Below are 13,663 nucleotides of genomic sequence, written 5' to 3'. Positions count from 1 at the left end.
AATAGCGCCTGTTTTTATTTCAGGCAAATGGGGTCAATGTGGCGCAGGCGGAAGTATTGAATCAGGAATCGCTGGCTAAACAGGTTTTACAAGAGACCTTTGGCTACCAGCAGTTCCGCCCTGGCCAGCAGGATATTATCGACACCGTGCTTGGCGGTCGCGACTGCCTGGTGGTGATGCCGACCGGCGGCGGCAAATCGCTCTGTTACCAAATTCCGGCGCTGGTGCTGGAAGGGCTGACGGTGGTGGTCTCGCCGCTTATCTCGCTGATGAAAGATCAGGTCGACCAGCTGCTCGCCAACGGCGTCGCGGCGGCCTGTCTCAACTCGACCCAGAGCCGCGAGCAGCAGCTTGAGGTGGTAAACGGCTGTCGCAACGGGCAGATCCGTCTGCTCTATATCGCACCTGAACGCCTGATGCTCGACAACTTCCTTGACCAGCTGCGCCAGTGGAACACGGTGCTTATCGCTGTCGACGAAGCGCACTGTATCTCCCAGTGGGGGCACGATTTCCGCCCGGAATACGCTGCGCTCGGCCAGCTGCGCCAGATGCTTCCCAACGTGCCCTTTATGGCACTTACCGCCACCGCCGATGACACAACGCGCCGCGACATTGAACGCCTGCTCGGCCTTAACGACCCGCTGATTCAGGTCAGCAGTTTCGACCGCCCGAACATCCGCTACATGCTGATGGAGAAGTTTAAGCCCCTCGACCAGCTACTGCGCTATGTGCAGGAGCAGCGGGGTAAGTGCGGCATTATCTACTGTAACAGCCGGGCGAAAGTGGAAGATACCGCCGCGCGTTTACAGGGGCGGGGTTTCAGCGCCGCACCTTATCACGCCGGGCTGGAGAACGAAGTTCGCGCGCGGGTGCAGGAGCAGTTCCAGCGTGATGACCTGCAAATCGTTGTCGCCACCGTCGCCTTCGGTATGGGTATCAACAAACCCAACGTCCGCTTTGTGGTGCACTTCGACATTCCGCGCAATATCGAATCCTACTACCAGGAGACCGGGCGCGCCGGGCGCGATGGCCTGCCCGCCGAAGCGATGCTGTTTTACGATCCGGCGGATATGGCCTGGCTGCGCCGCTGCCTCGAAGAGAAGCCTGCCGGGCCGTTGCAGGATATTGAACGTCATAAGCTCAATGCGATGGGTGCCTTTGCCGAAGCGCAAACCTGCCGTCGCCTGGTGCTGCTCAACTACTTTGGCGAAGGGCGTCACGCCTCATGCGGCAACTGCGATATCTGTCTCGATCCGCCGCGTCAGTACGACGGGTTGCAGGATGCACAGAAAGCGCTCTCTGCCATCTATCGCGTGAACCAGCGCTTCGGGATGGGCTATGTAGTTGAGGTGCTGCGCGGCGCGAACAACCAGCGTATCCGCGAAATGGGCCATGACAAGCTGCCGGTCTACGGCATCGGGCGGGAGAAGAGCCACGAGCACTGGGTAAGCGTGATTCGCCAGCTGATCCACTTAGGCTTCGCTATGCAAAATATCGCCCAGCACTCGGCGCTACAGCTGACTGAAGCGGCGCGCCCGGTTCTGCGCGGCGAGGTCCCACTGATGCTGGCGGTACCGCGCATGGTGACGCTAAAGCCGAAAGTGATGCAGAAGGCGGCGGTCGGCAATTACGATCGCAAGCTGTTCGCCAAGCTGCGTAAGCTGCGTAAAGCGATTGCCGATGAAGAGAATATTCCGCCGTATGTGGTCTTTAACGATGCCACGCTGATTGAGATGGCAGAGCAAATGCCGCTTTCACCGGGTGAAATGCTCAGCGTTAACGGCGTCGGCACGCGCAAACTTGAGCGTTTCGGCCAGGAGTTTATGGCGCTGATCCGCGCCCATGTCGATGGCGATGAGGAGTAGTCAGCCTGTGGGAAAAGTGTCAGGATAGCTCCTCACTACATTCTTTATCGCGAGTTCGTTATGTTAACGCTCTTCCTCTCTGTTATGACAGTCCACTTCCTTGCGCTGATGAGCCCCGGACCCGATTTCTTCTTTGTTTCTCAAACTGCCGCCAGCCGCTCGCGTAAAGAAGCGATGCTGGGCGTGCTCGGCATCACCAGCGGCGTGATGGTGTGGGCAGCAGTGGCGCTGCTTGGCCTCAACCTGATCCTCGCGAAAATGGCGTGGCTGCATAGCATCATTATGGTCGGCGGCGGGCTCTATCTCTGCTGGATGGGTTACCAGATGCTGCGCGGCGCGTTAAAGAAAGAGGCAGTGAACAGCCCTGTGCCGCAGGTTGAGCTGGCGGCGGGCGGGCGCAGTTTTGTGAAAGGCTTGCTGACCAACCTCGCGAACCCGAAAGCGATTATCTACTTCGGTTCAGTCTTCTCACTTGTTGTCGGCGACAGCGTCGGCGCTGACGCGCGCTGGGGCATCTTTATGCTGATTGTGGTAGAGACCTTTGCCTGTTTTGCGCTGGTCGCTAGCGTCTTCGCGCTACCGCGGGTTCGTCGCGGTTATCAGCGCATGGCGAAATGGATCGATGGCATCGCCGGCGCGCTCTTCGCCGGGTTCGGTATCCATTTGATTATTTCCCGCTGATGCCAATTGCCGGATGGCGCTTGCGCTTATCCGGCCTACAAAGGTCGCCACCTGGTTTTGCATATGCCGGATGGCGCTTACGTTTATCCGGCCTACAAAGGCCACCACCTGGTTTTGTATATGCCGGATGGCGCTTACGCTTATCCGGCCTACAAAGGCCACCGCCTGGTTTTGCATATGCCGGATGGCGCTTACGCTTATCCGGCCTACAAAGGCCACCACCTGGTTTTGCATATGCCGGATGGCGCTTACGGTTATCCGGCCTACAAAGGCCACCGCCTGGTTTTGCATATGCCGGATGGCGCTTACGCTTATCCGGCCTACAAAGGTCGCCACCTGGTTTTGCATATGCCGGATAAGGCGTAGCCGCCATCCGGCAAACAGACTGCACTCAGGCGTGTCTCGCCGACGCTAAAAGCGCTCCCACCAGCACAAACAGCGATCCGAATACTTTATTCAACGCCTTCATCTGATGCGGGCCTTTGATCCATCCCGCAATGCGCCGCGCCAGCGTGGCATAACCAATCATCACAATGATATCGACCACGATGGTCGTCGCCCCAAGCACCACATACTGCATCACCTGCGGTTGATTGGGGGCGATAAACTGCGGAAAGAGGGCGGCAAGAAACACAATGCTCTTCGGGTTGGTGAGGTTCACAAACACCGCGCGTTTAAACAGCCGCCCGCGTGATTGCGTCTGCGCCAGGGTATGGAGATCGAGCGCACCTGCGGCGCGCCACTGCTGAATACCGAGCCACACAAGGTAGGCCGCGCCCGCCCACTTCAGCACCTCAAACGCCAGTACCGAGCGGGAAAAGAGCGTGCCCAGACCGATACCGACCAGCACGATATGGATCCCCAGCCCGGTCTGCAATCCGGCAATGGATGCCACCGCGCCGCGATAGCCGTGGCTAATGGAGGTGGTCATGGTGTTGATCGCCCCGGAGCCGGGGGAGAGGCTTAAAATCAGCGATGTCAGCAGGTAGGCGAACCACCACTCGAAGGTCATGAGAAATTCCCTGGTTGTCGGTTTTTATGCCACAATACGCCATTGTCTGTGGAATTTGCTATTGGTCACAAAAAAACGATTTTACATGGCTAAAAGGGGCAAAATCCCGATGTTTCGGCAAAAAAAGGCGTGGGAAAGCAGAGAAACAGCGTTCGCCGCATTCACTATGGGTCCGTTAATGGACTTCTGGCGATCGCGTGAAGAGGACCTATTTACCGGCGTGGACGACGTGCCGGTCAGTTTTGTGCGTTTTCGCGCGCAGAGTAACGATCGGGTGATCGTGATCTGCCCTGGCCGTATCGAAAGCTACGTAAAGTATGCCGAACTGGCCTATGACCTGTTCCATCTCGGTTACGACGTGCTGATTATCGATCATCGCGGGCAGGGGCGTTCCGGGCGTATGCTGCCCGATGCGCACCGCGGCCATGTGGTGAAATTTAGCGACTACGTCGAGGATTTAGCCGCATTCTGGGAGCAGGAAGTGGCCAGCGGCCCGTGGCGCAAACGCTATATCCTGGCGCACTCCATGGGCGGCGCGATCTCAACGCTCTTTTTACAGCGCTACCCGCACGCCTGCGACGCCATCGCGCTCTGCGCGCCAATGTTCGGCATTATCATTCACCTGCCGGACTGGGTGGTGCGTCCGCTGCTGGAGTGGGCTGAGAGCTACCCGAGCATCCGCGATGGGTATGCCATCGGCACCGGCAGCTGGCGTCCGCTCCCCTTCGCTATCAACGTGCTGACCCACAGCCGCGAGCGCTACCGCCGTAACGTCCGCTTCTACGCCGATGAACCGACCCTGCGCGTCGGCGGCCCAACCTGGCACTGGGTGCGCGAAGGCATTCTTGCCGGTGAACAGGCGCTGGCGGGGGTGGAAAAAGACGCCACGCCGACACTTCTTATTCAGGCAGAAGAGGAGCATGTGGTCGATAACCGCATGCATCAGCGCTTCTGCGAACGCCGCGCCGCCGCCGGTCACCCCTGCGAAGGGGGAAAACCGCTGGTCATCGAAGGCGCGTACCATGAGATCCTTTTTGAAAAGGACGCCATGCGCTCAGTCGCGCTCAACGCCATCGTCGACTTTTTCGATCGATATAACTGATGATTTATTGAGGTTAAATTTTCTTATGTACCAGGTTGTTGCCTCTGATTTAGACGGTACGCTGCTCTCTCCTGACCACACACTGTCGCCATTCGCCAAAGAGACATTAAAACTGCTGACCGCGCGCGGCGTGAACTTTGTCTTCGCCACCGGACGCCACCACGTTGATGTCGGGCAGATCCGCGATAATTTAGCTATCAAAGCCTACATGATCACCTCCAACGGCGCGCGTGTGCACGACACCGACGGAAACCTGGTCTTCACCCATAACCTGGATCGCGATATCGCCGCCGATCTCTTCGGCATGATGCATAACGAGCCAGAGATCATCACCAACGTCTACCGCGACGATGAGTGGTTTATGAACCGCCACCGTCCGGATGAGATGCGCTTCTTCAAAGAGGCGGTGTTCAAATACGCGATCTATGAGCCGGGTTTACTGGAGCCGGAGGGCGTCAGCAAAGTCTTCTTCACTTGTGACAGCCACGAAAAACTGCTGCCACTGGAGCAGGCGATCAATGCCCGCTGGGGCGACCGCGTCAACGTCAGTTTCTCCACCTTGACCTGCCTGGAGGTGATGGCAGGCGGCGTATCGAAAGGCCATGCGCTGGAAGCGGTCGCGCACGCGCTGGGTTACAGTCTGAAAAACTGCATCGCCTTCGGCGACGGTATGAACGATGCCGAAATGCTGTCGATGGCCGGTAAAGGCTGCATTATGGCGAACGCCCACCAGCGCCTGAAACAGCTCCATCCGGAGCTGGAAGTGATTGGCACCAACGCCGATAACGCCGTACCGAAATACCTGCGCAAGCTCTACCTTGGCCAAGATTGACGACTGTTCGCAAAACAAACAGTCGTCAACCAAATAGTCAAACTTTGACCATCTGAGTTCGCTACAATGCGTGTCCTTTCACTTGAGAGACATTCATTGTGGCGTTACTGATCATCACCACTATTCTGTGGGCCTTCTCGTTTAGCCTGATTGGCGAATACCTTGCCGGACATGTCGACAGCAACTTTTCGGTGCTGATGCGCGTCGGTCTGGCGGCGCTGGTCTTCCTGCCTTTCCTGCGGACACGCGGACATAACCTGCCAACCATCGGCTTGTATATGCTGGTGGGCGCGCTGCAGCTGGGCATCATGTATCTGTTCGGCTTCCAGGCCTATCTCTACTTAACGGTCTCCGAGTTCCTGCTCTTTACCGTCTTCACCCCGCTCTATATCACTCTGATTTACGATCTGCTGAGCAAACGCGGGCTGCGCTGGAGCTACCTGCTGAGCGCCGGGCTGGCAGTAATTGGCGCGGCGATCATTCGCTACGACAAAGTGAGCGATCACTTCTGGACGGGGCTGATCCTTGTTCAGCTGGCGAATATCAGCTTTGCGATTGGCATGGTGGGGTATAAGCGCCTGATGGAGACGCGCCCGATGCCGCAGCACAACGCCTTTGCCTGGTTCTATCTCGGCGCGTTTGTGGTGGCAGCGATAGCGTGGCTGGTTATGGGCAACCCGCAGAAATTACCCACCACCACCTTACAGTGGGGCGTGCTGGTGTGGCTGGGCGTTGTAGCGTCCGGGCTCGGCTACTTTATGTGGAACTACGGCGCGACGCAGGTGGATGCGGGCACGCTCGGCATCATGAACAATGTGCATGTTCCTGCCGGGCTGCTGGTCAATCTTGCCATCTGGCAGGAGCAGCCGCACTGGCCCAGCTTTATTATTGGTGGTGCGGTGATAATGGCTTCGCTATGGATACATCGCCGTTGGGTCGCTCCGCGCTCCGCACAAACGGCAGATGATCGCAGGCGTGGTTCCGCGCTGAGCGAATAAACGCTTCTGTTACCGGCTGACGCTGCTCGCCGTCGCGCACTGCGGCGTACAGCCGGCTCCACAATCCTTCGCCGAGGGTTTTGGTCACAATCAGACCCTGGCGTTCAAAACTCTCCACCACCCAGTGCGGCAGCGCCGCGATCCCCATGCGCGCGGAGACCATCTGAATCAGCAGCAGCGTGTTATCAACGCTTTTCAGCGATGGGCTGACGCCTGCCGGTTGCAGAAAGTGCCGCCAGATATCGAGCCGGCTGCGCTGCACCGGGTAGATCAGCAGCGTTTCGCTGGCGATATCTTCCGGCGTGATATGCGCCACCGCTGCCAGCGGATGATCCGGTGCCAGTACCAGGCGCACTTCAAAATCAAACATTGGCGAATAGTGCAGGCCGCTGCGCGGCAGAATGTCGGAAGTGAGCACCAGATCCAGCTCGCCCTGTTGCAGCGCGGGCTGCGGATCGAAGGTGACGCCGGATTTGAAATCCATCTCTACCTGCGGCCAGCTCTGGCGGAAATTCTCAAGCGCGGGGGTCAGCCACTGAATACAGCTATGGCACTCAATGGCGATGCGTAAGGTGGTTTGCTGCGGCTCATTGCAGGCTTGCAGCGCGCGGCTTATCTGCGGCAGCACCTGATTGGCTAATTGCAGCAAAATTTCCCCCTGCGGCGTAAAACGCAGCGGCTGGCTTTTACGCACAAAGAGACGAAAACCGAGGCGCTGTTCCAGATCGCTGAACTGATGGGAAAGGGCGGATTGCGTCTGGTGCAGCGTTGCCGCAGCGGCAGCCAGCGATCCGCTATTTCGTAACGCTTGTAGCGTTTTCAGGTGTTTAATCTCGATCATGAAAGTCCTTCACTCCGGCATGAATATTTTGCGCTTGAGGAATACACAGTACCTTCACATTATGGATGTGTAAACATCTGGACGTCCAAATCCTGCGTCTTTCGAATTAATGGTGTGTTGGCTGCGCTCATTCACCCCGGTCACTTACTTCAGTAAGCTCCCGGGGATTCATGAACTTGCCGCCTTCCCTTAATCCGAAATCCTTTGGATTAACTAATTGAAGAGGCTAATAAAATGACTGTAATCAACCACACCCTCGGTTTTCCTCGTGTTGGTCTGCGTCGTGAGCTGAAGAAAGCGCAAGAGAGTTACTGGGCCGGTAACGCCAGCCGTGAAGAGTTACTGGCGGTGGGCCGCGAGCTGCGCGCACGTCACTGGGATCAGCAGAAAGAAGCGGGTGTCGATCTGCTGCCGGTCGGCGACTTCGCCTGGTACGACCATGTTCTGACCACCAGCCTGCTGCTTGGCAACGTGCCGGCTCGTCATCAGAACAGAGACGGCTCTGTCGATATCGATACCCTGTTCCGCATCGGTCGCGGTCGTGCGCCGACCGGCGAACCAGCGGCGGCAGCGGAAATGACCAAATGGTTTAACACCAACTACCACTACATGGTGCCGGAATTTACCCAGGGCCAGCAGTTCAAACTCACCTGGACCCAGTTGTTGGACGAAGTAGACGAAGCGCTGGCGCTCGGCCACAACGTCAAGCCCGTGCTGCTTGGTCCGGTCACCTACCTGTGGTTGGGTAAAGTCAAAGGCGGGCAGTTCGACCGCCTGAGCCTGCTGAATGATATTCTGCCGGTTTACCAGCAGGTGCTGGCGGAGCTGGCGAAACGCGGCGTCGAGTGGGTGCAAATTGACGAACCTGCGCTGGTGCTGGAGCTGCCGCAAGCCTGGCTTGATGCCTTCAAACCGGCTTACGATGCGCTGAGCGGCCAGGTCAAACTGCTGCTGACCACCTATTTTGAAGGCGTTACGCCGAACCTCGATACTATCACCGCGCTGCCGGTGCAGGGTCTGCATGTCGATCTGGTTCACGGTAAAGATAATGTCGCTGAGCTGCATCAGCGCCTGCCGGCCGACTGGCTGCTCTCCGCCGGGTTGATCAATGGCCGTAACGTCTGGCGCGCCGATCTGACGGAGAAGTACGCGCAGATCAAAGAGCTGGTGGGCAAGCGCCCGCTGTGGGTTGCCTCCTCCTGCTCGCTGCTGCACAGCCCGATCGATCTGAACGTTGAAACCCGCCTCGATGAAGAGGTGAAAAGCTGGTTCGCCTTCGCCCTGCAAAAATGCCAGGAGCTGGCGCTGCTGCGCGATGCGCTCAACAGCGGCAATACCGACAAACTGGCAGCGTGGAGCGCGCCAATCCAGGCGCGCCGTCACTCAACCCGCGTGCACAATACCGCCGTTGCAAAACGCCTGGCGGCGATCACCGCGCAGGACAGCCAGCGCCAAAGCCCCTATGCCGAACGCGCTCAGGCGCAGCGCGCCCGCTTTAATCTGCCGGCCTGGCCGACCACCACTATCGGCTCCTTCCCACAAACCACAGAGATTCGTGGCCTGCGTCTGGACTTTAAAAAGGGCAACCTCGACGCCAGCAACTACCGCACCGGTATTGCGGAACATATTAAGCAGGCGATTGCCGAGCAGGAGCGCCTGGGCCTCGACGTGCTGGTGCATGGCGAAGCCGAGCGTAATGACATGGTCGAATACTTCGGTGAAAACCTCGACGGTTTCGTCTTTACGCAAAATGGTTGGGTACAGAGCTATGGCTCCCGCTGCGTGAAACCACCGGTGGTCATCGGTGATGTTAGCCGCCCGCAGCCGATCACCGTTGAGTGGGCGAAGTATGCCCAGTCGCTGACCGATAAACCGGTCAAAGGGATGCTTACCGGCCCGGTGACCATTCTCTGCTGGTCCTTCCCACGTGAAGATGTCAGCCGTGAAACCATCGCCAAACAGATTGCGCTGGCGCTGCGTGATGAAGTCGCGGATCTGGAAGCTGCCGGGATTGGCATCATTCAGATTGACGAGCCTGCGCTGCGCGAAGGGTTACCGCTGCGCCGCAGCGACTGGGACGCCTATCTGCAATGGGGTGTTGAAGCCTTCCGCCTTAACGCCGCGGTAGCGAAAGATGAGACGCAGATCCACACCCACATGTGTTACTGCGAGTTCAACGACATCATGGACTCTATCGCCGCGCTGGACGCCGACGTTATCACCATCGAAACCTCCCGTTCCGATATGGAGCTGCTGGAGTCCTTCGAAGAGTTCGAATACCCGAACGAAATCGGGCCGGGCGTGTATGACATTCACTCGCCAAACGTTCCGAGCGTTGAGTGGATCGAGGCGCTGTTGCAGAAAGCCGCACAGCGTATTCCGGCGGAGCGTCTGTGGGTTAACCCGGACTGCGGCCTGAAAACCCGCGGCTGGCCAGAAACGCGCAGCGCGCTGGCGAACATGGTGAAAGCCGCGCAGAACCTGCGTCAGCAGTAATCAGCCTTACCGCGCCGCTGTTAAAAACGGCGGCGCGTCATTGCCTTAGCGCATCTCATCCCCCCTTCGTAACATGATTGTCAAACTCCCTTGTTTTAATCGTCACAACGAACACAGCGGGAGAGATCCATGAATAACAAACGTGTGCTGGCCGCAGTGGTGCTGGTCCTCATCAGTGCCTCGTCATGGGCAAAATCAACCTTAACGCTCTATACCAGCCAGCCGAATGACGATGCGCAGATGACCGTCAGCGCCTTCGAAAAAGCGCACCCGGATATTGAAGTGAAGTGGATCCGCGACGGCACCAGCAAGCTGATTGCCCGCTTGCAGGCAGAGTTAGCCGCCGGAAGCACCGCGCCGGATGTGCTGCTGATTGCCGACAGCGTGACCATGGAATCCCTTAAAAAAGAGAACCTGCTGGCGGCCTATAAATCGCCCGAGGCCGCGCGCTTCGACTCGCAGCTGTTTGATAAAGAGGGCTATTACTACGGCACGAAAGTGATCACCACCGGCATTGCCTACCACACCAAAGCACCGCTCAAACCGACCTCATGGTTGGATCTGCTTAAACCTGAAGTGAAAAACATGACCACGCTGCCAAGCCCGCTCTACTCTGGCGCGGCGCAGATCCACCAGGCCACGCTGATGAATGACCCGGCGCTCGGCTGGCAATACTACGAAAAACTGAAACAGAACGGCGCGATGCCGCAAAGCGGCAACGGTGCGGTGATGAGCGCCATCGCCTCCGGCAGCAAAGCCTATGGCGTGCTGGTGGATTACCTGGCGATCCGCGAAAAAGCCAAAGGCGCGCCGGTTGAGTTTCTGTTCCCGAAGGAGGGAGTCAGCGTTGTTACCGAACCGGTGGCGATGATGAAGGGGACAAAGAACCCGCAAGGGGCGAAAGCATTTATCGATTTTGTGCTCTCGGAGGCCGGGCAGAAACTGGTGCTGCAACAGGGTTATCTGCCTGCGGATGCGACGCTGCCGGTGCCGAAAGGGTTCCCGTCGCGAGACAGTATCAAACTGCTGCCGTTTGATGCGGCGAAAGCGCTGGCCGAGACCGAGGCGAACAAAAAACGCTTCGCCGATCTCTTCGGTAACCGTTAAACGATGAGTAGCGCAATCGTGCCCAACTGCAGCGGTGGCGCAACCAAAGGGCTGCTCTGGCTGTTGCTCTGTCTGGTGGCGCTGCTGAGCCTGTTGCCCAGCCTGCGGTTGCTGCTCTCCGCGCTGGTTGACTGGCGGCAGGGGAGCGACAGCAGCCTGTGGCGCGTGCTCAGCAATCAGGCGACCTGGCTGGCGCTCTGGCACAGCCTTTACACCAGCGGGCTTGGCACGCTGTTGTCGCTGCTGCTCGGCAGCCTGTTCGCCTTCTGCCTGGCGTTGACCAACATCCGCCTCAAACAGATGTGGGTCTTTCTGTTTATGTTGCCGATGATGATCCCGCCACAGGTCACAGCCCTAAGCTGGCTGCAACTCTTCGGCCCCGGCAGCATTCTGCTTAACAGCCTCGGTATCGCGCCAGGGTTTGGCAGCAGCAACCCGCTCTACTCGCCGGAAGGGATTGCGCTGCTGCTTGGCATTCAGCATGCGCCGCTGGTGTTTCTCGCGCTGCGTACGCAACTGCGCGCACTGCCGCAGGAGCATATTGAAGCGGCGAGGCTTAACGGCGCATCATTATGGCGTGTGTTTATCGATATTGCGCTGCCGCTGTGCCGCACCGCGCTGTGGGCCGGGGCGGCCATCGTCTTTGTCTCGGCACTGGGCAACTTTGGTATTCCGGCGATGCTCGGTATTCCCATCTCCTATTTCGTGTTGCCAATCCATATCTACCAGACGCTGGCAAGCTTTGGCCCGTCGATGCTCAATGACGTGGCGGCGCTCTCGCTGCTGATGGGCGTGCTGGCGATTGGCATTGTGATGCTCCAGAGCCGGATGCAGCGGCGCTATGCCTTACCACTGATTGGCACAACCGGACGTGCGATCGCCTTCAGGCTGGGAAGAGGGCGGCTGGCCGTCGAAGTGCTGCTCGGCGCGGTGCTGTGCGCGATCCTGCTTGCACCTCTGCTGGCACTGATCGCCACGTCGCTGGTGCCGACGCTCGGCGTGCCGCTGAACAGCGAGACCTTCACCCTCATCGCCTGGCACAACCTCTTCACTGAGCAGAGCGCCACGGCACGCGCACTCGGCAACAGTTTTCTGCTATCAATCGCAGCCGCGCTGGTGCTGATGCTGGTTAGCCTGCCGCTGGCGTGGCTGCTGGTGCGCTACCCGAACCGCCTGCTGCGCGGCTTGCACAGTATGATTGATATTCCCTACACGTTGCCGGGCGTGGTGCTGGCCATCGCCTGTATTCTGCTCTTCGCCCGCCCGTTGCCGCTGCTTGATATCGCGCTGGGCGGCACGCTGACGATCATCTTCCTGGCCTATCTGGCGCGCTTTCTGACGGTCTGCCTGAAGCCGGTGCACAGCAGCATGCTGCAACTCGACCCAGCGATGGAGGAGGCGGCAAGTCTTGCGGGTGCCGCTTTCGGCCAGCGTCTGTGCCATATCGTCTTACCGCTGCTGGCTCCGGCAGCATTCGCCGGGGCGCTGTTGGTGTTTCTGACGGCGGTGAATGAGTTAACCGTTTCGGCGCTGTTATGGAGCGCGGGAAAGGAGACCATCGGCGTGGTGATTTTCAACCTTGATGAGAGCGGCGATAAGGTGCTGGCCTCGGCGCTCTCCGTGCTGGTGGTGGCGCTGGTCGCGCTGGTGATGCTGCTGCTCGGCGCGCTCGGGCGTTATTTACCGAAAGGAGTCATTCCATGGCAGAACTGAAGCTTGAACGGCTCAGTAAAGTGTTTGGCGAGCAGGCGGTAGTGCGGGATCTGACCTTAACGCTGCCGCAGGGTGCCTTTACCGCGCTGTTAGGGCCAAGCGGCTGCGGCAAAACCACCACGCTGCGCATTCTCGCCGGGCTGGAGACGCTCAGCGACGGGCGCTTATTGCTGGGTGAACGCCTGCTGGCGGATAAAAGCCACCATACGCCGCCGGAGCAGCGCGATATGGGAATGGTATTCCAGTCCTATGCCCTGTGGCCGCATATGACCGTCGCCGAAAACGTCGGCTACCCGCTGAAGCTGCGCAAAGTGAACGGTGCCGCGCGGCAAAAACAGCTAATGGCAGCGCTGGATGTGGTTGAGCTGGGAGCGTATGCCGGGCGTGCGCCGCACGAACTGAGCGGCGGGCAGCGCCAGCGTGTTGCGCTGGCGCGCTGTCTGGTCTCTGAACCGCAAGTGGTGCTGCTGGATGAGCCATTAGCCAATCTCGACAGACACCTGCGCGCCACCATGGAGCAGACGTTCCGGGAGTTTCATCGCCGCACCGGGGCCACCTTTGTCTATGTCACCCACGATCAGGCGGAAGCGATGGCGCTGGCGAGCCATATTGCGGTGCTCCATCAGGGAGAGCTGATGCAGTGGGGGGCACCGCAAGAGCTCTACCAGCAGCCAAAAAGCGGCTGGGTCGCGCGCTTTATCGGCAAGGGCAGCGTACTCACGCTGGCGACGCCCGCCGGAGATCAACAGCTGGATAGCGCCTCGCTGCATCACGGCTTGTCTCAGGGCAGTTACGGCGCGCAACAGCCGGTGCTGGTGCGTCCGGAGCATGTGCAGATTGCCGGGGAGGGATTAAGCGCGCAGGTGGAGAGCTGTATCTATCAGGGCGAGCGCTATTTGCTGGCGCTACGTTTAGCGGACGGGCAGGGGCTGACGGCGTTTCACCACGCCGCGCTGCAACCGCAGCAGTCGGTCTGCGTGCGTTTATTGCAGGGCTGGAAGCTGGAGGCGGCATAG

Annotated in this window: 12 protein-coding genes; 10 read left to right on the top strand and 2 right to left on the bottom strand. The window is 58.9% G+C overall.

Annotation, left to right across the window (positions count from 1 at the left end):
- The first annotated feature begins 38 nt into the window (after positions 1 to 38).
- The 3 genes from recQ (at position 39) to HF650_RS23255 (ending at position 2,912) form a co-directional block, all read left to right on the top strand.
- Positions 39 to 1,865 carry an ATP-dependent DNA helicase RecQ gene (gene recQ / locus HF650_RS23265; protein ID WP_187800542.1) on the top strand — a complete coding sequence of 609 codons (1,827 nt, stop codon included), beginning with the start codon at positions 39 to 41 and terminating at the stop codon, positions 1,863 to 1,865.
- A gap of 60 nt (positions 1,866 to 1,925) precedes the next feature.
- Entirely contained in the window at positions 1,926 to 2,546 is a 621-nt protein-coding gene (gene rhtC, locus HF650_RS23260; protein ID WP_187800541.1) for a threonine export protein RhtC, read from the top strand.
- A 63-nt stretch (positions 2,547 to 2,609) separates the two neighbouring features.
- The gene (locus tag HF650_RS23255; RefSeq protein ID WP_187800540.1) at positions 2,610 to 2,912 is read left to right on the top strand and encodes a hypothetical protein; all 303 of its coding nucleotides are present in this window, start codon (positions 2,610 to 2,612) and stop codon (positions 2,910 to 2,912) included.
- Between the two features lie 25 nt (positions 2,913 to 2,937).
- Here HF650_RS23255 and rhtB read toward each other — a convergent pair whose 3' ends face one another.
- Positions 2,938 to 3,558 (bottom strand): homoserine/homoserine lactone efflux protein, encoded by a 621-nt coding sequence (gene rhtB / locus HF650_RS23250; protein WP_187800539.1) that lies wholly within the window; start codon positions 3,556 to 3,558, stop codon positions 2,938 to 2,940.
- A gap of 109 nt (positions 3,559 to 3,667) precedes the next feature.
- Here rhtB and pldB point away from each other — a divergent pair, with 109 nt between their 5' ends.
- From pldB to HF650_RS23235, 3 genes are all read left to right on the top strand, one after another.
- Positions 3,668 to 4,660 (top strand): lysophospholipase L2, encoded by a 993-nt coding sequence (pldB, locus tag HF650_RS23245; RefSeq protein WP_187800538.1) that lies wholly within the window; start codon positions 3,668 to 3,670, stop codon positions 4,658 to 4,660.
- Positions 4,661 to 4,685: 25 nt separating this feature from the next.
- Complete coding sequence (yigL, locus tag HF650_RS23240) at positions 4,686 to 5,492, top strand: sugar/pyridoxal phosphate phosphatase YigL (RefSeq protein ID WP_187800537.1); 807 nt, start codon at positions 4,686 to 4,688, stop codon at positions 5,490 to 5,492.
- A gap of 98 nt (positions 5,493 to 5,590) precedes the next feature.
- Positions 5,591 to 6,490: a carboxylate/amino acid/amine transporter gene (locus tag HF650_RS23235; RefSeq protein WP_187800536.1), complete on the top strand. Its 900-nt coding sequence runs from the start codon at positions 5,591 to 5,593 to the stop codon at positions 6,488 to 6,490.
- Here HF650_RS23235 and metR read toward each other — a convergent pair.
- Positions 6,378 to 7,331 (bottom strand): HTH-type transcriptional regulator MetR, encoded by a 954-nt coding sequence (metR, locus tag HF650_RS23230; RefSeq protein WP_187800535.1) that lies wholly within the window; start codon positions 7,329 to 7,331, stop codon positions 6,378 to 6,380. The two genes, HF650_RS23235 and metR, sit on opposite strands and share 113 nt — an antisense overlap.
- A 234-nt stretch (positions 7,332 to 7,565) precedes the next feature.
- Between metR and metE the strand changes: the two genes are divergently transcribed.
- The 4 genes from metE (at position 7,566) to HF650_RS23210 (ending at position 13,663) form a co-directional block, all read left to right on the top strand.
- Positions 7,566 to 9,827 carry a 5-methyltetrahydropteroyltriglutamate--homocysteine S-methyltransferase gene (gene metE / locus HF650_RS23225; protein ID WP_187800534.1) on the top strand — a complete coding sequence of 754 codons (2,262 nt, stop codon included), beginning with the start codon at positions 7,566 to 7,568 and terminating at the stop codon, positions 9,825 to 9,827.
- Between the two features lie 129 nt (positions 9,828 to 9,956).
- The gene (locus tag HF650_RS23220) at positions 9,957 to 10,934 is read left to right on the top strand and encodes an ABC transporter substrate-binding protein (protein WP_187800533.1); all 978 of its coding nucleotides are present in this window, start codon (positions 9,957 to 9,959) and stop codon (positions 10,932 to 10,934) included.
- Between the two features lie 3 nt (positions 10,935 to 10,937).
- Complete coding sequence (locus HF650_RS23215; protein WP_187800532.1) at positions 10,938 to 12,647, top strand: iron ABC transporter permease; 1,710 nt, start codon at positions 10,938 to 10,940, stop codon at positions 12,645 to 12,647.
- Positions 12,635 to 13,663 (top strand): ABC transporter ATP-binding protein, encoded by a 1,029-nt coding sequence (locus HF650_RS23210; protein WP_187800531.1) that lies wholly within the window; start codon positions 12,635 to 12,637, stop codon positions 13,661 to 13,663. The genes HF650_RS23215 and HF650_RS23210 overlap by 13 nt, the downstream gene beginning before the upstream one ends.

Origin of the sequence: Kosakonia sp. SMBL-WEM22 (assembly GCF_014490785.1) — a bacterium.
Taxonomy (GTDB): Bacteria; Pseudomonadota; Gammaproteobacteria; order Enterobacterales; family Enterobacteriaceae; genus Kosakonia.
The sequence above is the reverse complement of the archived record's forward strand: the minus strand, read 5'-3'. Positions and strand labels throughout refer to the sequence as shown.

Coding starts and splice junctions, on each gene's coding strand:
- rhtC (WP_187800541.1), top strand. CDS start 1,926: ATGTTAACGCTCTTCCTCTCTGTTATGACAGTCCACTTCCTTGCGCTG.
- HF650_RS23255 (WP_187800540.1), top strand. CDS start 2,610: ATGCCGGATGGCGCTTACGTTTATCCGGCCTACAAAGGCCACCACCTG.
- rhtB (WP_187800539.1), bottom strand. CDS start 3,558: ATGACCTTCGAGTGGTGGTTCGCCTACCTGCTGACATCGCTGATTTTA.
- pldB (WP_187800538.1), top strand. CDS start 3,668: ATGTTTCGGCAAAAAAAGGCGTGGGAAAGCAGAGAAACAGCGTTCGCC.
- yigL (WP_187800537.1), top strand. CDS start 4,686: ATGTACCAGGTTGTTGCCTCTGATTTAGACGGTACGCTGCTCTCTCCT.
- metR (WP_187800535.1), bottom strand. CDS start 7,331: ATGATCGAGATTAAACACCTGAAAACGCTACAAGCGTTACGAAATAGC.
- metE (WP_187800534.1), top strand. CDS start 7,566: ATGACTGTAATCAACCACACCCTCGGTTTTCCTCGTGTTGGTCTGCGT.
- HF650_RS23220 (WP_187800533.1), top strand. CDS start 9,957: ATGAATAACAAACGTGTGCTGGCCGCAGTGGTGCTGGTCCTCATCAGT.
- HF650_RS23215 (WP_187800532.1), top strand. CDS start 10,938: ATGAGTAGCGCAATCGTGCCCAACTGCAGCGGTGGCGCAACCAAAGGG.
- HF650_RS23210 (WP_187800531.1), top strand. CDS start 12,635: ATGGCAGAACTGAAGCTTGAACGGCTCAGTAAAGTGTTTGGCGAGCAG.